The following is an 18,071-nucleotide window of genomic DNA, read 5'->3' on the forward strand; positions in this document are numbered from 1 at the left end:
CGCCCCGGAAGCGGGGCTTCCGGGGCCTCTCCTTCGCCAGAAGATCTGGCGCCATGGCATATCGGAACAGCGGATCAGCCGATCGTGGAGCGCAGCATCCACGCCGCCTTCTCGTGCGCGGTCACGCGTGGCGCGAGCAGATCGGCAGTCGCCTCGTCATTATTCTCGTCCGCGAGCGACAGCGCCTTGCGGATCGTGGCGACGACGGCCTCGTGCCCCTTCACCAGATCCTTCAGCATGTCATTGGCCTGGGTCTCCTCACCGCCGGACTTGATCGAGGCGGCTTCGGCCATCTCGTTATAGGTGCGCGGCGCGACAAGGCCGAGGGCGCGGATGCGTTCGGCAATTTCGTCCGTCGCCGTCCACAGCTCGTTGTACTGGGCTTCGAACAGGCCGTGCAGATCGTGGAAACGCGGACCGGTGACGTTCCAGTGATAGGCGTGCGTCTTGAAGTAGAGCGCGTAAGTGTCGGCCAGAACGGCGGTCACGGCCTTGGCCATGGTTTCGCGTTGCGTTTCGGACAGACCCATATTGATGCTCATTGTGTTCTCCATTTTTGGTTCGCGTGCGGCCGGGCCGCGGCATCGGTTCCTATATGAGCCCCCGACCCTCATAATTCAAATGAGGATTAATTGGGTCAGCCATAAACTTCGCCTATACCTATTTCAGCGAAGCGCAGAAGCGCTGGATCCGCAGCCCGGCTTCCTTCAGCGACGCATCATCCGTCGCATAGGAAATCCGGAAACCCGGCTCCAGACCAAAAGCCACCCCCGGCACGACCGCCACGGCTTCTGCCTCAAGCAGGGCCGAGCAGAAATCGGTGTCGTTCTCGATGCGCGTTCCGTCCGGCGCCGTCTTGCCGAGCGCGCCGGAACAGTCGGCGAAGACATAGAAGGCGCCTTCCGGCGTCGGCGCAACGAGACCGTCTGACGCGTTGATTGCTTCGAGCACCAGATCCCGGCGGCGCAGGAAGGCGGCGTTGCGCGCTTCCAGGAAGCCGTGATCGCCGTTCAGCGCCGCGACCGACGCCCACTGGCTGATCGAGCACGGGTTGGAGGTGGTCTGCGAGGCGACCTTGCCCATTTCCTTGATCAACGCCTGCGGGCCACCGGCATAGCCGATCCGCCAGCCGGTCATGGAATAGGCCTTGGACACGCCATTCATCGTCAGCGTGCGGTCATAGAGTTTAGGCTCGACCTGGGCGATGGTCGCGAATTCATAGCCCTCGTAGACAATGTGCTCATACATGTCGTCGGTCATGACCCAGACATGGCTGTGCCTGAGCAGCACATCGGCCAGCGCCTTCAGTTCAGCCGCCGTATAGCCGACACCCGTCGGGTTGGAGGGCGAGTTGAGGATCAGCCAGCGCGTCTTCGGCGTGATCGCCGCTTCGAGCTGTTCCGGTGTGATCTTGAAGCGGCTCTCGATGCCGGCACGGATCGGCACCGGCGTGCCGCCGACCAGGTTCACCATTTCCGGATAGCTCACCCAGTAGGGTGCCGGAATGATCACCTCGTCGCCTGGATTCACCGAGGCGAGCAGCGCGTTGTAGATCACCGGCTTGCCGCCCGTGGACACATGCACCTGGGCCGCCGTGTATTCCAGACCGTTATCCCGGCGGAATTTCTTGATAATGGCGTCCTTGAGTTCGGGAATGCCGTCGACCGCCGTATACTTGGTCTCGCCGCGGCGGATCGCATCGATCGCTGCTTCCTTGATGTGGTCCGGCGTATCGAAGTCCGGCTCGCCGGCACCCAGCGAAATGACGTCAATGCCCTTCGCCTTCAGGTCGCGGGCCTTCTGGGTCACGGCGAGCGTGGCGGAGGGTTGCACGCGCTGCAGCGCAGCGGAGGGCGTAAAGGTCATGACAGTGTCCCGGATCTTGTATGCGAAGACACGACCCTAGTCGGGCTTTCCGGGCCCGCCAATAGCCCAGCCATGCAGTATCGCCAAAACCGCACAGCGTTTTTGCATGGCTGGCGGGAATGATGCTCGGCCTGTCTAGTTGGGGAATTCGACGCTGCGTTCGAACTGGTCGATCAGCGCGACTACACGCTCGAACTCCAGCCCGGCCTTGGCCTTCAGGATATAGCCCGCGATATTGAGATCATAGGCTGCCATCCTGTCGGTCTCGGCGTTCGAGGTCGTCAGCACGAAGACCACCGCGCGGTGCAGTGCCGGGTCGCGGCGGATCTCCCGCAGCAATTCGATCCCGTTCATACGGGGCATGTTGAGATCGAGCAGGATCAGGTAGGGCGTCCTGATCGGCTCGCCGCCCTGCCCTTTCAGGATCTCCAGCGCTTCTTCACCGTCCCGGGCCGTGCGCACCGGATTCTCGAGCCCGCGCTCCTCGACAGAGCGCAGGATCGTCTCCCGGTCGATTTCGTCATCGTCGACCACAAACAGCGTGACGGGCACTCTGGACACCGGAAGATGGGGCTGTATCGCCATGTCTATTCCTCAGCCGGTGGAATGTGGGGCCATTCCACAACAAAACGGGTTCCGCGGGCCGTCGCGGGATCGGACACCACGCGGATGCGTGCGCCGGCCAGCTTGGCGGCCTTGCTCACAATCGCCAGGCCGATGCCGCTGGCTTCAAACTCGTCGCGCGGCCGCAGGGTCTGGAAGATCTCGAATATACGCGCATGGTGCTGCTCAGGGATTCCCGGGCCATCATCAGCGATTTCTATCTCGTAGGCCATCTGCGCGGCGCGAACCGTAATCTCGATCACACCCCGGTCGCGATCATGATGTTTGGCCGCGTTCGACACGATGTTGAGAACGACCATGTCGAACAGGGCCCGGTCGGCAAGCAGCTCGTCACCGCCACCCGCGAGCCGCACCTCCATGCCTGGCGGCAGAGCGGCAAGCGCCACATTCGCTTCCAGGGCCTCCCGGACAGAAAACCGAGTCAGACCGCGTTCGGACCGTCCGACCCGGGAGTAGGCCAGCAAGGCATCGAGCAAGTCCTGCAACCGCTCCGCGCGACTGTCGAGCTGGGCGAGATAGCGCGCGGTGCGCGCGCTCGCGCCGTCGCCGATATCTGCCCGCAGCCAGCTGGCAAGCTGCCGGATACCGCGCAAGGGCGCCTTCAGGTCGTGCGAGGCGACATAGGCGAACTTGTCCAGCTCCCGGTTTGCGGCCATCAGCTCGGCATTGGCCCGGCGCAGGCTGCGGGTCTCCCGGGATTCGTGGACGAAATGCACAGCCACGCCGATGAGGGCCGTCAGCATGAGGCCGGCGGCCAGCACGATCTCCGGCAGCGCCGACCGCACAGCCATATCGGGCGCCACAGCCCAGAGCATGCCCAGGCGCTGCGCCTCATAGTGATCCAGCGCCAGCCAGAGGCCGGCCATCACGGTCAGCGAGGCAACGACCGCTGGCGCGATGAGGGCAAACGACCGATGCGTATCCCGCCGGGCTTCCACATCCCAGGCCACCAGCGACGCGCCGATCCCGAAGACCAGGAAACCCAGCGAAGTGTGGATCGCCATCCGGGTAAACTGGCTCCAGCCGAACAGCGCCTCGATCCCGGCCGCGTAACCGGTCAGTGACAACACGGCCAGGCCGACGATTGCGGGGCTGAAGACCAGAAGCAGGCTCCTGGAAAGCCCCGGCTGCCAGACTGGAGCCGCGCAGGCCAGAAAGGCCGCACTCAGCAGGAAGGCGAACGCCGTATTGGGCGCCATGCGGCCGGGATGGGTCGTCTCGACCATTGTAAAATGGTCTACAAAGAGCTCATCAATGCCCAGTGACCCGCCCGTCAGATACTGCAGCGCGGTCAGGCCCGAGATCAGCGCAAGCGCACCGGCGCATACCCGGACCGCCCACTTGTGCCGCCGTGCCAGAGCGCCCAACCCCGTCCCTCCGAGAAGAAAACACAGCGCCGTATTGAACTGCATCGGGGTGAATTCAGGATTGATCTGGACGATGGTTTCGGACCGGACCCACCAGCCGACCATCACCACAGCGCCGAGAACGACCAGCGCGAGGCTGATTCCCTCCAGCACAAAGCGCATACAGCCGCGCCGCGCCTCCTGGGGGCGCACCGGTCCGGCATGCGGTGGATTTTGCGTCAGCCCCATCAAGCCCAGACTTGTCTCGCGCAAAAGTGTTGCAAGCGCCCCGATAAACTACTGGTTTGCAAAGCAATAAACAAACAAAACGTGCGAAACTGCCTGCACGTGGCCCCGTCAGCCGCCCCGCAATCGCCCCACTTTTCCCCCTGATCGCCGCATTCCCGCCCTGCCGCATCCGCGATCGCGGTCCAGCGTACCTTTGGACAGGGAGGCCGGCCGCCCCCTGCCGCACCCTCGCAGAGGCGGGGCGGCCGGCGCGTTTCGGGGAGTATCCAGATGACATCCACACACCGCAGCCGCGGGTCCGGTTCGCAGGGCGGTTTCGCCCTCGTTCTGGCCATCGCCGTCTTCATTGTTTCGCTTTTCCTGTGGACGGAGGCCCGGGCCGACACGCCGGCGCCTCAGGATGCCGGCCTGGTCCGCCTTTCGGAGATGGAAGAAAGCGCGCTGCTGATCCGCACCGTCGATGCCGGGCTCTATATCCCCGCCCCGCTGGTCGCGACCGATATCGCGCTCGATATTGCCGGCCCGGTCGCGCGCGCCACGGTGACCCAGCGTTTCGAGAACCCGTCGGATGCCTGGGTCGAGGGAATTTACGTCTTCCCCCTGCCCGCCGACGCCGGCGTCGACCGCCTGCGCATGCAGGTCGGCGACCGTTTCATCGAAGGCGAGATCCATGAGCGGCGCCAGGCGCGGCGGATCTATGAGGACGCCCGGGCAAACGGCCAGCGCGCCAGCCTGCTCGAGCAGGAACGCCCCAACATGTTCACGACGTCGGTCGCCAATATCGGTCCCGGCGAGACCATCATCGTGCAGATCGAATACCAGGATGTCGCCCGCCTCGCCGATGGCACGTTCGAACTGCGCGTGCCGCTGGCGATCACGCCGCGCTATATCCCGGCCGATGCACCGCAATTCGTCGCCGAAGGCGCGAACGCCCCGGCCGCAGTGCCAGACGCCCACCGCATCACGCCACCCTTGATGCACCCCGATGGCGAACCGGAAAACGCCCTGCGCCTGCCCGTTTCGATCACCGCCCGCCTGCAGCCGGGTTTCGAACCCGGACAGATCGCCAGCCTGTACCACGCCACCCTGGTCGAGCGCCTGGGCGATGGCGATGCGCGGATCTCGCTCGCCAACGGTCCGGTGCCGGCCAATCGCGACTTCGTGCTGACCTGGCGCCCGGCCGAGGAAGACCGCCCCAGCGCCGCCCTCTTCACGCAGACACTGAATGGCGAAACCTATCTTCTCGCCCAGGTTCTGCCACCGGCATCGCTGGGCAGCGATGCGCCTCGCCAGGCGCGCGAGACGGTGTTCGTGATCGACAATTCAGGCTCCATGGCCGGTTCCTCGATGCGCCAGGCGAAGCGCGCCCTCCTGAGCGCACTCGACCGCATGCAGCCCGGCGACCGGTTCAACGTCATCCGTTTCGACAATACGATGGAGCAGGTCTTTCCCGCGCCGGTCGACGCAACCCGGGACAATCTCGACCGGGCGCGGCGCTTCGTTCGCGGCCTCGACGCCAATGGCGGGACCGAAATGCTGCCCGCCATGCAGGCCGCCCTGGTCGATGCCACGCCGCAGGACGCGGCGCGCGTGCGCCAGGTGGTCTTCCTGACGGACGGCGCCATCGGCAATGAGGACACGCTGTTCGCCGCCATCCATGACGGGCTGGGCCGGTCGCGCCTCTTCCCGGTCGGTATCGGTTCGGCGCCCAACACCTATTTCATGAGCCGCGCAGCGCGCGCCGGTCGTGGCACTTTCACCCATATCGGCGATGTTTCCGAAGTCGCCGGCGCGATGGACGCGCTCTTTGCGGCACTGGAACGCCCGGTGATGACCGACCTGGACGCGCTCTTCCCCGAAGGTGCGCTGAGCGAGATCTGGCCCGCGCCGCTGCCGGATCTCTATTATGGCGAACCGGTGCTGATGACCGCCCGCCTCGACAGTCCGGCCGGCAGCATGCGGCTGGAAGGCCGGATGGGCGAGACCCTGTGGCAGGAGGACCTGTCCCTGTCCGCCGCCCGGCCTGCGAACGGCATCGCCACGCTGTGGGCCCGCAACCGGATCCGCGCGATCGAGGAGCTGCGCTATCAGGGCGCCAGTGCCGAGGCGATCGATGCCGAAGTCCTCCAGACCGCGCTCGACTTTCATCTCGTCTCGCGCCTGACCAGCCTGGTGGCCGTCGATGTAACGCCCGCACGGCCGGCGGACGAGGCTCTGACCGCGCGCGATGTTCCCTTGATGGTGCCGCACGGCTGGGATTTCGACGCGGTGATGAACCGCAGCCCGGAGCGGCAGCACCGTGCCGCACTCGATCCCGCCCTTATCGACCGCCTCGCCCCCGGCACGCCGCCCGCGGCAGGCGATGTGCAGGCCCGCAATGGGCTGGCCTTGCCGGCAACCGCAACGCCGCGTGAATGGCTGATCCTGCTGGGCGCCCTGATGGCCCTTTCCGGTCTGGCCTGGCGGGTGGCGCAGCGGAGGCAGCCCGCATGCTGAGCCTGCCTGCCCTCGCAAAAGCCGCGTCGCTGGCCCTCATCGCCGCCGGCACCGCCCTTGTCGGGCAGGGTGTCTGGATCGGTGCCAAGGCTGAAATTGCACAAGTCCTGCTCGCCAGAGCCTGGGCCCGTGCGATCGACGGAGAGACCGCGCCCACACCATGGCCCTGGGCCGATACCTGGCCCGTGGCGCGGCTCTCCGTTCCGGCCCTCGGCGAGCACGCCATCGTGCTGGCCGAGGCGGGAGGCGAAGCGCTGGCCTTCGGCCCCTCCTTGCTCACAGCCTCTGCAGCGCCCGGCGAAGCTGGCATCTCGGTGATCGCCGCCCATCGCGACACGCATTTCCGTTTCCTGCAGCATGTCGAACCGGGCCAGACCGTGATCATCGAACGGACGGACGCACCGCCGCTCGCCTTCCGGGTTACCGGCAGCGAAATCGTCGAGGCGGCCCGCTCGGGCATCGAGACAGGCATTGGCGGACCGGCCCGGCTGGCGCTCGTGACCTGCTGGCCCTTCGACGCCGTTACCCCCGGCCCCTTGCGCTATGTCGTCTGGGCCGAACCGGTCGCGGTGACCACCTGACGCAATCGTAACACCTGCGCGCACTGGTCAGGCCTGCCGCGCTCCGCTATGCATGACGCACGGCGGGGGCCGAAGGGAGGCTGGATTGGGCGTTGCGTTGTTCGCGCCCCCGACCGAGGTCCTGCGCCGCCGTTTGCTCGCCGGTGCGCTGTCGATCGCCGCAAACGGGGCTTTGCTGCTTCTTCTCATCCTGTTGCCGCACCGGTTCGCCTCCATCGAGCGGCCGGACGCAATCGATGTGGTTTTCGTGACCCTGCCACCGCCTCCACAGCCTGCAGAGGCTGTGGAACCGGATCTGGAACCTGTTGCGCAACCTGAACCTGACACACCGGAAGCTGTCGCCGAAGAACCGGTGGCCGAGACCGCGGAGGCGATCCCGCCCGCGCCATCGACCGAGCGAGTAGAGGCGTCCGCGCCTGAAGTGTCCCAGGAGCAATCGGAAGAGGAAGAGGTTCCTGCCGGCGGTGGCGGCGCGCCGCAACGGCCGACCGAGTTCATCGGCGACGCCATGCCTCTGCCCCGAAGTGCTGTGGGTGGACCGCAAGGTGCGGTGCGCGATGTCTTTTGCCTGTCCTCGTCCGACGCCAATCGCGACGCGCTCGGCTGCCCGCCCAGCGACGGTTCGGAAGGCCTCTACATGCTGCAGTTTGCCAGTCCGGAGAATATCGCCAAGGGCGAAGCGGCCTTTGCCAATCTTTCAGGCGCGCAGATCCGCGCCCTCTATACCGGGCGCGGCCTGCCCGTCCGCGACCTGGACGGCCAGTCGACCCTGGCCGACCCGACGGGGCGCATGACCTCCTCGGCCGACCAGATGCGCGACAGTCTCCCCCCGCTGGTGCCCGACCCCGCATTCGGCGATTGACGCCAACGCTCCGGCAAAGTCCATTGCGGCCATGAATTTCCTGTCCGACACCACTGCCCCCGCCCACCCGGCGCTGATCGAGGCGATCGGCGCCGCCAATGCCGGATTTGCCGCCTCCTACGGCGCCGACGAGATCTCGGCCCGGGTCGAGGCCCGCCTGAAGACGATTTTCGAGACGGATCTGAAGCTGCTCTTTGCAGTCTCCGGCACGGCGTCGAATGCACTCGCGCTCTCAGCCCTGTGCCCGGCGCACGGGGCGATCCTGTGCCATGACGAGGCCCATATTCATCGCGACGAGCGCGGAGCGCCGGAATTCTTCACTGGTGGCGCCAAGCTGATTCCCCTCGCCGGCGCGCATGCGAAGATATCGCTCGAAGCCCTCGACCGGGCACTCGGCGAGATTCCCGAAGGCTTCGTCCATTCCAGCCCGGCCCGCGTGCTGTCACTCTCCAATCTCACCGAAAGCGGCACGGCCTATACGCCGGCGGAAGTGGCCGACCGCGCGGAACGTATCCACGCGCGCCCCGCCTTCGTGCACATGGATGGCGCCCGTTTCTCGAACGCGCTGGTAACGCTCGGCTGCACACCGGCCGAGCTGACCTGGAAAGCGGGGGTGGATGCGCTGTGTTTCGGAGCGACCAAGAATGGCGCACTCGGTGCCGAGGCCATCATCCTCTTCCCGTCTGTCATGGACCGGTTCGAGGAGCTCCAGGCCCGCCAGAAGCGGGCGGGTCACATGGCACCGAAAATGCGCTTTCTCGCGGCCCAGTTCGAAGCCTGGCTGAAGGATGATCTCTGGCTCGATCTGGCCGGCACCGCCAATGCCCATGCCCGCGCCCTGGCCGGCGGGCTGGATGCGCTCGACGGTGTCGAGGTGATGCATCCGGTGCAGGGCAATGAGGTGTTCATCCGCCTGCCCGAAGCGCTGGGCGACCGTCTCGTGGCGGCCGGAGCCCGCTTCTATCAGTGGCCGGACGGCTCCTGCCGCTTCGTCACCAGCTGGTGCACGCAGGCCAGCGAGATTTCCGCGCTGCTGGATGCAGCCCGGGCGTAGATTTTCCGCACAGATTTTCCGGAACGCGCACCCCTTGAACGGGCGGAACAAAAGGTGTACATCCTGTGCGTGCAACGCGGGAGATCGCCATGTCTGCGAATGTCGGTATCGTCTTCGATCTGGACCAGCTCGGCTTCGATCCCTATGGCCGGGTGATGATTTCGGACCGCGCCGCCGGCGCACGCATGGCGGGGGTTCTCGAACAGGCCGACGCCATGGCCTGCCATTCCGGATGCGGCGCGCCCCTGAGCTGTGACACTGCCCTGATCGCGCGCGAGGAGCTCGTGCGGATCGGCCCGGACTATCTGGTCAACAATCCCGATTTCGGCACCATTATCCGCAAACGCAAGGCTGTGGGTGCCCAGGACGTGGTCATCGTCTTCTCGGTCTACCGGAAAGTGGATCTGGATGCGGCGGCGTGAGCGAGGCCTCAGCCCGCAGCCTTTTCCTCGTCCGTCGACCGGCGCCACGGGCCGGTATAGCGCGGGTCCTGGCGGCGGCGGCGGTCCGGACCGAAATAGGTCGAGGCCTTGATGAAGCGGCGGGGCCGCTCGATCAGCGCCGTGATGCGATGGAAGAGATCCACCGGGCGGACCGGTTTGGCCAGGTATTCGTTGACGCCCGCATTGATCGCCTCGATCACTTTCGAACGGTCCGTGTGGCCCGTCACCATGATGATCGGCAGATACTTGTTGGCACTGTCCGACGCCGTGCGGACCAGGCGGGTGAATTCCAGCCCGTTCAGATCGCCCAGCATGTAGTCGACCAGGGCAAAGTCCGGATTGACGTCGCGCATGGTCTCGAACGCGTCGGCCGCATCGCGCACCTCGACGATCGTGCGCACGCCGAACCCCTGCAGGATGGTGCGCAGGATGGTCGACATGTGCGCATTGTCCTCGACGATCAGGACGCGGATACGGTCGAAGCTGCCGGACATGGAATCTCTTGGGGGCCGCGGTGAATCAGGTGTGCACCGCGATAGTGCCAATTCGTCCTTAACCAAGTCTTGACCGCACTGGCCAGAACCGCGCGAATGTGCCGAAGTGCCGCATCCCCGCCTCGCTGCTCCGCGCGCCGCCTGATCCGTGCTAGTGTTTTTTTGTACCGCCGAGGCTGTCGCAACCGACCGAAAGGGCGTCGTCATGAATATTGCGGAAGAAATGGTCCGGAAACTGGTCCTTCAGGCCCGGGCTTATGACAGCAAGGAAACGATCGAGGATTATGAGCGCGACCCGGACAGCGGCGAGACGGATGCCGTCGAGACGCTGCAGACCGGCGACAATGACCCGATCCGCTCCGAGCTGGAGGACTGGATCGACTCGCTGGACGAGGAGGCCCAGGCTGAACTCGTCGCGCTCTACTGGATCGGCCGCGGCGATTATGACGGCGCGGACTTCCCCGACGCCGTACGCGAGGCGCGCGCCCGCCGCACCGGCTCGACCGCGGAATACCTGCTCGGCGCACCGCTGCTGGGCGACCAGCTGGAGATCGGCCTGGATGCGGTGATCGAGGCCGACGTCTACGACGACGCCTGACACGCCTTCCCGGTGACACGCCTTCCCGGCGACGCGCCTTCCCGGGGACACATCTTCCCGGCGGCACGCCATCCCGGCGGCAGGCTGGAACCGGCACGGCACCGCGCTAGTTGTACCGGCATCGCCAGATGTCCGGAGATCCCATGCGCCCTGCCCTGATCCTGCCCCTCATCCTGCCCCTGCTGGCGCTCGCCGCCTGCTCCCCGCCGCGCGACCGCCTGGCTGGCGACACGCCGCCGCAGACCGTCGAGGCCGTCGACCTGCAGCGCTATGCCGGGCTGTGGTTCGAGATCGCCCGCGCCGACCACAGTTTCGAGCGCGACTGCCAGGGCGTGACCGCTTTCTACACGCCGCAGCCGGATGGCACGGTCGGCGTTATCAATCGCTGCTGGAAGAACACGCTAAACGGCGAGCTGGACATCGCCGAGGGACGCGCCCGCTATCCCGACCCCGCCGACACGGCCAAGCTGGAAGTGAGCTTTTTCGGCCCCTTCTTCGGGGATTACTGGGTGATCGACCTGGGCGAGGATTATAGCTGGGCGGTGATTTCCGAAGCGCAGGGCCGCTATCTGTGGATCCTCGCCCGCGAGCCGCAGCCCGGCGACGCCTTCATCGAGGCCCGTCTGGCCGATCTGCGCGAGCGCGGCTTCGATACCGAGGGCCTGATCTTCCCGCAGCAATGGGCAAGTCTCGAAGCGATGCCGCGCGACGGCCTGCCGGCCGCAGCCAGCGATCAGCCCTCCAGCACCCAGTAGGTGTCGGCATCGGGGCGGTCCGGCGCGTCCGGATCGTCGCCGGGGCGCGGCTCATTGCGCGCCGACAGCACATCCAGGATGCGCTCGCCCAGCCGCTCCGGCTTGACGGGTTTGACGAGGTAGGAATTCGCCCCCGACTGCACGGCCGCCTGCATGACGGCGGTTTCGGTGTGGCCGGTGAGGACGATGACCGAGACATGGTGATTGCGGACCGACGCATCGCGCCGCAGGCGGCGCACCAGGCTCAGCCCGTTCTCGTGCTCCAGCTCGTAGTCGAGCAGAACGGCATCGAAGCCGAGCGTGTCGAGATAGGTGAAGGCGTCGGCGATATTGCCGACCGCATAGACATCGCCGCAGCCGAGGCGTTCCAGCAGCCGGGCAATGAGGCTGCGGATCGAGGGGATGTCCTCGACGACCAGGATTCTCAATCCATCCAGCATGGAACCGCCGTACGAGACCGGCCCGCTCCACGGCGCCGGTGAGTGAGCGTGAGGGGGATCAGGCCTGTTTGCGGGCCAGCGCTTCGCCGGCTTCGGCCTGACCGGTCAGCTGCAGGATGCGCTCGCCGAGCATGCGCGCCGTGACCGGCTTGGGCAGGACAGCGTCCGCACCGGCTTCACGCGCCTGTTCGGCCAGGTATTCCATACCCGTCGGCGCCAGCAGGATGAGCGGCAGCTCCGGCATCGGGCTGGTCGCGGTATCGCGGAAGGCGGCGATCAGCTCCACCCCGCTCGTCCGGCCCAGATCATGATCGATCAGCGCTAGGTCGGGCCGGCAGACGCGGGCCATGATGAAGGCCTCTTCGCGGTCGGTCGCCTCGTAGATCCGGGTGACACCAAGGCCGCAGAGCAGGGTTCGCAGGACGGTGCGCACCGAAGGGCTGTCATCGACCAGAAGAATGTTGACGGCACTGTCTGCAAGCTCGGACATCGGGGCCTCCCTTGTTAAGGCTCCACTATGCGCGCTGCATGCTTAACGCCCGGTGACCGGCGGATCATTCCGTATGACCCCTCATGACATAACGCTGGCAGGGACCTCACCCCGCCTGCACCCGCAGCACTGGCCGAGCGGCGCCGGAGTGCGCATATTCGGCGCATGACCAAGCTCACCGTCGACGATACCCTCACCGCGCCCGAAGACTTCGTGCTGGACCAGCTGCCGTCCGCGCCGGCCGCCTGGACGCCGCACCGGCCCGACCGTCCGGAAAAGTCCGAGGGCGGCGAGCGCTTCCGCTGCGTGTCCGAATTCCAGCCCATGGGCGACCAGCCGGCAGCGATCGCGGAGCTCGTGGAGGGGCTGACCAGCGGCGAGCGCGACCAGGTCCTCCTCGGCGCGACGGGCACCGGCAAGACCTTCACCATGGCCAAGATCATCGAGGCGGTGCAGCGCCCGGCCCTCATCCTGGCCCCCAACAAGACGCTGGCGGCCCAGCTCTACGGCGAGTTCAAGAGCTTCTTCCCGCACAATGCCGTCGAGTATTTTGTGTCGTATTACGACTACTACATGCCCGAGGCCTATGTGCCGCGCACCGACACCTATATCGAGAAGGAAAGCTCGATCAACGAGGCGATCGACCGGATGCGCCACGCCGCCACCCGCTCGATCCTGGAGCGCGACGACGTGATCATCGTCGCCTCGGTGTCCTGCATCTACGGTATCGGCTCGGTGGAGACCTATACCGCCATGACGTTCGAGCTGAAGCCCGGCGACGAGGTGGATCCGCGCGAAATCATGCGCCGGCTGGTCGATCTGCAATACACGCGCAATGACGCCGCCTTCATCCGCGGCACCTTCCGCGTCCGCGGCGACAATCTGGAGGTCTTCCCGGCCCACTATGACGACCGCGCCTGGCGCATCTCCTTCTTCGGCGACGAGGTGGAGGCGATCACCGAGTTCGACCCGCTCACCGGCAAGGCGATGGCCGAGCTGAAGAGCGTGAAATTCTACGCCAATTCGCACTACGTCACACCGCGCCCGACGCTCAACCAGGCCATCGTCCAGATCAAGAAGGAGCTCAAGGAACGCCTCGCCTGGATGGAGGCCGAGGGCATGCTGCTCGAGGCCCAGCGCCTGCAGCAGCGCACCGAGTTCGACCTGGAAATGCTCGAGGCGACCGGCTCCTGCGCCGGTATCGAGAATTATTCCCGCTACCTCACCGGCCGCAAGCCGGGCGAGCCGCCCCCCACCCTGTTCGAATACATCCCGGAAGACGCCCTCGTCTTCGCCGATGAGAGCCATGTCTCCATCCCGCAGCTCGGCGCGATGTACAAGGGCGACTATAACCGCAAGAAAACCCTGGCGGATCACGGCTTCCGCCTGCCCTCCTGCCTCGACAACCGCCCGCTCAAATTCGAGGAATGGGACGCCATGCGGCCGCAGACCGTCTCGGTCTCCGCCACGCCGGGCTCCTGGGAGCTGAACCAGACCGGCGGCGTCTTCACCGAACAGGTGATCCGCCCGACCGGCCTGATCGACCCGCCGGTCGAGGTGCGCCCGGTGGCGAAGGACGGCGCCTCCCAGGTCGATGATGTGATCGACGAGGCCCGCGCCACCGCCGAGCGCGGCATGCGCACCCTCGTCACCACGCTCACCAAGCGCATGGCCGAGGACCTCACCGAATACATGCATGAGCAGGGCCTCAAGGTCCGCTACATGCACTCCGATGTCGACACGGTGGAGCGGATCGAGCTGATCCGCGACCTGCGCCTGGGCGTCTATGACGTCCTCGTCGGCATCAACCTGTTGCGCGAGGGCCTGGACATCCCCGAATGCGGCCTGGTCGCCATTCTCGACGCCGACAAGGAAGGCTTCCTGAGATCCGAAACCAGCCTCGTCCAGACCATCGGCCGGGCGGCCCGCAATGCCGACTCGAAAGTCATCCTCTACGCCGACACCGTCACCGGCTCGATGCAGCGCGCCATGGACGAAACCGAACGCCGGAGAACCAAACAGCTCGCCTACAACGAAGAACACGGCATCACCCCCCGCACCATCACCCGCGGCATCAGCGACATCCTGGAAGAAGTGATGGAGAGCCAGGCGAAGGGACGTGGAGTCGCGAGCAAGGGGAGAGGCAAGAAAGCCAGCGGCAAGCCGAGCGGCGTCTCGGATCGCGGTCAGGCCGCGCTGGCCGGAGAGAATATCACGGCGGTGATCGCCGATCTGGAGAAGCGGATGCGGGAAGCGGCGGCCGATCTGGAGTTTGAGACGGCGGCGAAGCTGAGGGATGAGATTATGGGGTTGAGGGGGGAGTAGCGGCGGTTTGGTCGTCCGAAGCTTCAGCGAAGGAGGATAGCGAAGTTGCGTGGGGAGTGAGGGGTTGAGTGCATGACCGAAGCGCGGTTGCACCTCGAATCCAGTCAGAACGAGGAGGAAATGAGAAAGTGACTATGAAGGCGATTGAGGTTTCGGCTGTTGGAAAAGCATTGTTTCCCTGCGGGTCGACAGCAAATCGTTGCAACGGAAGGATGCATGTGCATAGTTCGCATTTCAGCTAGCAAACAACACCGAAGCTAAATGCGCGTCACTGACCCAATCGTAGGCAAACTCGACCAAGGTTTAATTTTTTGCTGCGCAAAGGCAGAGCGATATCGAACAAAAGAAGTTTTCGGAGTTGTCATAACAGCGCGATGCGATATCGAACAAAAAAAATTTCCAATACTTAATTACATTCCCGTCACCCACTTTAAAGATTGGCTCAATGTAGACGGATTTGACATTCTTAGAGAACGTTCAAAAAGAAATGAAAACGCCACGTTCAGAAATTGCCTAAAGAATGTAGAACTTCCTGAAAGCCTCCTAAACACACACTCGCACAGAGACATTATTGAGAAATATCACGATTTGATACAAAGTAAAAAATCAAAATTCTCCGATGCAATAGCGCAATCTTGCGAGAAAATTGAGTTTCTTGAATCATGCACCAAACACAACGCGGAATCCGTATCGCAACTTTTCACAAAGTACAAAAAAGAGGCCGAAATAATTACACGAGAGCTAATTAGCCACAGACTATCAGGTCATTACTATTTACCAGACATAGAACCAAACGCAAACTCAAACGGATATGTCGCACTTCTACGCGAAATCCGATACCTGCCCCAAAGTTTAGCGTCGGGCATCGCTTCAGGAATCGACCTAGAAGCCGAGACAGAAGACGAGTGGATTGGCTATCTCAGCTCTGATCCAACCAGCTTCGCCATGCCAGTCGGCGTCCTGACATCGCCAAATATCGAACATGTCTTGCAATCAGTATCGTTCCTTTTCGGGCGCATAGGACTTCCGGATCCTCCTCCCGATCAGGTAGCCAAACTACTAGAACAGCACCCGTAGAATGGGGGACATCCATGAAGACGCTTACGATTGACGCCGAAACAATCCAACGCATTGTATCGAGCCGTCAGATGCAATCCGTCGAATTTGAGCAAGGAAAGACCCTCGCCGCAGTAATAACAGGCCAAGCCCATTCTGCGAAAATAGCACCTGAGATTTGTGTAACCCATCGCCTTGGTCACGTTTTCCTCACCGGTACACCTATCCAAGCAGACACAAAATTTTTGGTGATAGACGCTGAACAAGCCGAAGCATTCACGGGTCTCACAGACGCCAACGCCCTTTTCGCGTTTCAAAAGTTGGCCCGCTTTACGAAAAAGTCCTGGGAGGGACTCAGTTTAAATTTCTCCGAGATGCTCGTCGCCGGAACAACGAAGGCAGTAATCTTCCCATTCCCTGGTTACCTGCCAAAGCCATTTCGGTTCGTATTGGAGCGGGACCCAATGCCGGATCGCCTCAAAAAGCGAGGACAACAGGGCCGGTTCCTTCTCGTCTACAAAGCCGGAACAGAAAGCGGAGATGCTAACCGCGAAGAAGCATCGCTCACCAATTTCAGAAAAGTCTTGGATCAAGTTACAGACCTACGAGCCACACCACCAGCTCCGCCCATCAAAGTCGAAACCCAACCTTCCCAATCAAATCCACTTCTAGTCTCTGAATTGAGCGAACAATCCTATAGTAACATCGGTTCGCTTCGCCGATTCGAAGACTGGCAGCCTTTACTTACTGAGCAACAGAAAAAATTCGTAGGGAGTGGCATCTCCGGCGCCCATCGAATTGAAGGCGCTGCAGGCACAGGCAAGACACTCTCTCTTATTCTTAAAGCGATTTTCGAGCTTCGCCGGGCATCAGCTGAGAAGAAAAGCTGCAATATCGCCTTTATTACCCACAGCCACGCAACAAAAGAGGCCATCTCCCAAGCATTTCGCGTTATGGACACGCAACACTTCCAAGACCTTGATAGAAAAATTGATAGACAGTCGCTTTCGATACGAACACTTTTTGAGCTTTGTAGCGAACAACTCAGACACTCAATTAGTGAAACTGAATTCATAGATCGGGACGCTTTGGAGAGCAAAGAAACACAGCTTCTCTATATCGACGACGCTCTCGCTGCGGCAAAAAAGAGTGATTTAGAGTCCCATGCACGGTTTATGTCTAAGGAGCTAATCGAAGTTATAAAAAACGAGGACGCCTGGAAGGTGGTTCAGATGCTCCAGCATGAAATCAGCGTTTCGATAAAGGGAAGAGCATCAGAAAATATTGATGAATACAAGCGAGTTCCACCGCTGAAGTATGGGATCCCGACAAAAAACGAAGCCGATAAGGGATTCGTATATACAATTTTTCGCTACTACGAAGATGCGCTTGGAAAGATCGGAAGCTTTGACAATGACGACATAGTACTTTCAACGACGGGGCAGTTGGATACGCCAATTTGGCGGCGAAGAAGAGTAAATGATGGTTTTGATGCAATTTTCATCGATGAAACACACTTATTTAATATAAACGAACTTCATCTTTTTCACTACTTTACAAAGCGTGATGTGTCTCACCCAATTATATACTCGGTCGACAGGTCTCAGGCCGTTGGCGATCGGGGATGGACAACGGAGGACATCGAAAATTCTATTGAAGATAAATTTTCAAGCTCAACCGCGGCGGAGTCTGACCGGTTCAAGACAATATTTAGGTCTTCACCAGACATCGTTAACTTGGCTTTTTCAATTGTGTCGTCTGGCGCGACTCTATTTACAAACTTCGATAATCCGAGCGACGCGACATCATCAGCTTTTAACGAGGAAGACGAAAGAAAGGCAAGCACTCCAACATATTTTCACTGCACAAACGACGAGACCATGCTGAATCGAGCATTTTCTCACGCAGAAGACATTTGCAGATCGCTAGATTGTTCACGAAGTGAGGTATTGATAACCACTCTCGATGATAGAATTTTCAAAAAATTGATGGAAATTGTTACACAGCGAAACAAACCAGTAACAGTACTTAAAAAGCGTGGCGATCTAATGTCTGTTAGATCCGCCTCCCAAGCCGGCCATCTTGTTTTGGGTCATGTCGACTACGTAGGCGGGTTAGAGTTTCAAGGTGTCGTAATCGTTGGTGTTGACGACGGGCGCGTTCCTCCGAGCGCCAACGGAGACGCCGAAGCTAGCAAGAACTTCCTGTCATACTCTGCTCATAATCGGCTCTATGTAGCCGTTAGCAGGGCAAAGTATCGCGTAGATTTGTTGGGTGATAAAGCGCGAGGGCCAAGCAAACTTTTGGCTAGTGCCATTGAAAGCAAGCTTCTTTTGACCGAGTGAGCCCACGGAACATCTGGAACAGACACTACTCTTAGGGAAAGTGACTC

The 18,071-nt window shown here is 62.3% G+C and carries 17 protein-coding genes; 10 read left to right on the plus strand and 7 right to left on the minus strand.

Annotated elements, in window-relative coordinates; all coding sequences use genetic code 11:
- Positions 1–74: 74 nt before the first annotated feature.
- From ABJO18_RS16125 to ABJO18_RS16140, 4 genes are all read right to left on the minus strand, one after another.
- Complete coding sequence (locus tag ABJO18_RS16125) at positions 75–542, minus strand: Dps family protein (protein ID WP_271188164.1); 468 nt, start codon at positions 540–542, stop codon at positions 75–77.
- Positions 543–660: 118 nt separating this feature from the next.
- Complete coding sequence (locus ABJO18_RS16130) at positions 661–1,866, minus strand: pyridoxal phosphate-dependent aminotransferase (RefSeq protein ID WP_348507444.1); 1,206 nt, start codon at positions 1,864–1,866, stop codon at positions 661–663.
- Positions 1,867–2,001: 135 nt separating this feature from the next.
- Entirely contained in the window at positions 2,002–2,451 is a 450-nt protein-coding gene (locus ABJO18_RS16135) for a response regulator (protein WP_348507445.1), read from the minus strand.
- Positions 2,452–2,453: 2 nt separating this feature from the next.
- On the minus strand, positions 2,454–4,085 hold the full coding sequence (locus ABJO18_RS16140) for a HAMP domain-containing sensor histidine kinase (protein WP_348507446.1): 1,632 nt from the start codon (positions 4,083–4,085) through the stop codon (positions 2,454–2,456).
- Between the two features lie 270 nt (positions 4,086–4,355).
- Between ABJO18_RS16140 and ABJO18_RS16145 the strand changes: the two genes are divergently transcribed.
- The 5 genes from ABJO18_RS16145 to ABJO18_RS16165 all read left to right on the plus strand — a co-directional run bounded on the left by ABJO18_RS16145 (position 4,356) and on the right by ABJO18_RS16165 (position 9,500).
- Entirely contained in the window at positions 4,356–6,581 is a 2,226-nt protein-coding gene (locus tag ABJO18_RS16145; RefSeq protein ID WP_348507447.1) for a marine proteobacterial sortase target protein, read from the plus strand.
- Positions 6,575–7,162 carry a class GN sortase gene (locus tag ABJO18_RS16150; protein WP_348507448.1) on the plus strand — a complete coding sequence of 196 codons (588 nt, stop codon included), beginning with the start codon at positions 6,575–6,577 and terminating at the stop codon, positions 7,160–7,162. The genes ABJO18_RS16145 and ABJO18_RS16150 overlap by 7 nt, the downstream gene beginning before the upstream one ends.
- 85 nt (positions 7,163–7,247) lie before the next feature.
- Positions 7,248–8,024 carry a hypothetical protein gene (locus ABJO18_RS16155; protein ID WP_348507449.1) on the plus strand — a complete coding sequence of 259 codons (777 nt, stop codon included), beginning with the start codon at positions 7,248–7,250 and terminating at the stop codon, positions 8,022–8,024.
- Positions 8,025–8,055: 31 nt separating this feature from the next.
- The gene (locus ABJO18_RS16160; RefSeq protein WP_348507450.1) at positions 8,056–9,078 is read left to right on the plus strand and encodes a beta-eliminating lyase-related protein; all 1,023 of its coding nucleotides are present in this window, start codon (positions 8,056–8,058) and stop codon (positions 9,076–9,078) included.
- Between the two features lie 89 nt (positions 9,079–9,167).
- The gene (locus tag ABJO18_RS16165; RefSeq protein WP_348507451.1) at positions 9,168–9,500 is read left to right on the plus strand and encodes a hypothetical protein; all 333 of its coding nucleotides are present in this window, start codon (positions 9,168–9,170) and stop codon (positions 9,498–9,500) included.
- An 8-nt stretch (positions 9,501–9,508) separates the two neighbouring features.
- Here the strand turns inward: ABJO18_RS16165 and ABJO18_RS16170 are convergent, their stop codons facing one another.
- Positions 9,509–10,015: a response regulator gene (locus ABJO18_RS16170; RefSeq protein WP_348507452.1), complete on the minus strand. Its 507-nt coding sequence runs from the start codon at positions 10,013–10,015 to the stop codon at positions 9,509–9,511.
- A 205-nt stretch (positions 10,016–10,220) separates the two neighbouring features.
- On the opposite strand from ABJO18_RS16170, the gene ABJO18_RS16175 reads away from it, so the two are divergent.
- Together ABJO18_RS16175 and ABJO18_RS16180 are read left to right on the plus strand one after the other, a co-directional pair.
- A complete protein-coding gene (locus ABJO18_RS16175) occupies positions 10,221–10,613 on the plus strand; it encodes a DUF3775 domain-containing protein (RefSeq protein WP_348507453.1) in 393 nt (130 codons plus the stop codon).
- Positions 10,614–10,756: 143 nt separating this feature from the next.
- A complete protein-coding gene (locus tag ABJO18_RS16180; protein WP_348507454.1) occupies positions 10,757–11,368 on the plus strand; it encodes a lipocalin family protein in 612 nt (203 codons plus the stop codon).
- Here the strand turns inward: ABJO18_RS16180 and ABJO18_RS16185 are convergent.
- Both ABJO18_RS16185 and ABJO18_RS16190 read right to left on the minus strand, forming a co-directional pair.
- Positions 11,347–11,808 carry a response regulator gene (locus ABJO18_RS16185; protein ID WP_348507455.1) on the minus strand — a complete coding sequence of 154 codons (462 nt, stop codon included), beginning with the start codon at positions 11,806–11,808 and terminating at the stop codon, positions 11,347–11,349. The genes ABJO18_RS16180 and ABJO18_RS16185 overlap by 22 nt on opposite strands.
- A 58-nt stretch (positions 11,809–11,866) precedes the next feature.
- On the minus strand, positions 11,867–12,298 hold the full coding sequence (locus tag ABJO18_RS16190; RefSeq protein ID WP_348507456.1) for a response regulator: 432 nt from the start codon (positions 12,296–12,298) through the stop codon (positions 11,867–11,869).
- A 165-nt stretch (positions 12,299–12,463) separates the two neighbouring features.
- Here ABJO18_RS16190 and uvrB point away from each other — a divergent pair, with 165 nt between their 5' ends.
- The 3 genes from uvrB (at position 12,464) to ABJO18_RS16205 (ending at position 18,024) form a co-directional block, all read left to right on the plus strand.
- On the plus strand, positions 12,464–14,623 hold the full coding sequence (gene uvrB, locus ABJO18_RS16195) for an excinuclease ABC subunit UvrB (RefSeq protein WP_348516011.1): 2,160 nt from the start codon (positions 12,464–12,466) through the stop codon (positions 14,621–14,623).
- 261 nt (positions 14,624–14,884) lie between these two features.
- Positions 14,885–15,700: a hypothetical protein gene (locus ABJO18_RS16200; protein ID WP_348507458.1), complete on the plus strand. Its 816-nt coding sequence runs from the start codon at positions 14,885–14,887 to the stop codon at positions 15,698–15,700.
- Positions 15,701–15,714: 14 nt separating this feature from the next.
- Complete coding sequence (locus tag ABJO18_RS16205; RefSeq protein WP_348507459.1) at positions 15,715–18,024, plus strand: UvrD-helicase domain-containing protein; 2,310 nt, start codon at positions 15,715–15,717, stop codon at positions 18,022–18,024.
- Positions 18,025–18,071: the final 47 nt, after the last annotated feature.

The sequence above is a fragment of the Maricaulis sp. genome (assembly GCF_039978735.1).
Lineage (GTDB): Bacteria > Pseudomonadota > Alphaproteobacteria > Caulobacterales > Maricaulaceae > Maricaulis.

Bases quoted from the DNA above. Each gene is read 5' to 3' on its own strand.
- ABJO18_RS16185 (WP_348507455.1), bottom strand. From the start codon at position 11,808: ATGCTGGATGGATTGAGAATCCTGGTCGTCGAGGACATCCCCTCGATC.
- uvrB (WP_348516011.1), top strand. From the start codon at position 12,464: ATGACCAAGCTCACCGTCGACGATACCCTCACCGCGCCCGAAGACTTC.
- ABJO18_RS16135 (WP_348507445.1), bottom strand. From the start codon at position 2,451: ATGGCGATACAGCCCCATCTTCCGGTGTCCAGAGTGCCCGTCACGCTG.
- ABJO18_RS16165 (WP_348507451.1), top strand. From the start codon at position 9,168: ATGTCTGCGAATGTCGGTATCGTCTTCGATCTGGACCAGCTCGGCTTC.
- ABJO18_RS16200 (WP_348507458.1), top strand. From the start codon at position 14,885: ATGCGCGTCACTGACCCAATCGTAGGCAAACTCGACCAAGGTTTAATT.
- ABJO18_RS16150 (WP_348507448.1), top strand. From the start codon at position 6,575: ATGCTGAGCCTGCCTGCCCTCGCAAAAGCCGCGTCGCTGGCCCTCATC.
- ABJO18_RS16175 (WP_348507453.1), top strand. From the start codon at position 10,221: ATGAATATTGCGGAAGAAATGGTCCGGAAACTGGTCCTTCAGGCCCGG.
- ABJO18_RS16145 (WP_348507447.1), top strand. From the start codon at position 4,356: ATGACATCCACACACCGCAGCCGCGGGTCCGGTTCGCAGGGCGGTTTC.
- ABJO18_RS16205 (WP_348507459.1), top strand. From the start codon at position 15,715: ATGAAGACGCTTACGATTGACGCCGAAACAATCCAACGCATTGTATCG.
- ABJO18_RS16190 (WP_348507456.1), bottom strand. From the start codon at position 12,298: ATGTCCGAGCTTGCAGACAGTGCCGTCAACATTCTTCTGGTCGATGAC.
- ABJO18_RS16140 (WP_348507446.1), bottom strand. From the start codon at position 4,085: ATGGGGCTGACGCAAAATCCACCGCATGCCGGACCGGTGCGCCCCCAG.
- ABJO18_RS16160 (WP_348507450.1), top strand. From the start codon at position 8,056: ATGAATTTCCTGTCCGACACCACTGCCCCCGCCCACCCGGCGCTGATC.
- ABJO18_RS16170 (WP_348507452.1), bottom strand. From the start codon at position 10,015: ATGTCCGGCAGCTTCGACCGTATCCGCGTCCTGATCGTCGAGGACAAT.
- ABJO18_RS16125 (WP_271188164.1), bottom strand. From the start codon at position 542: ATGAGCATCAATATGGGTCTGTCCGAAACGCAACGCGAAACCATGGCC.
- ABJO18_RS16130 (WP_348507444.1), bottom strand. From the start codon at position 1,866: ATGACCTTTACGCCCTCCGCTGCGCTGCAGCGCGTGCAACCCTCCGCC.
- ABJO18_RS16180 (WP_348507454.1), top strand. From the start codon at position 10,757: ATGCGCCCTGCCCTGATCCTGCCCCTCATCCTGCCCCTGCTGGCGCTC.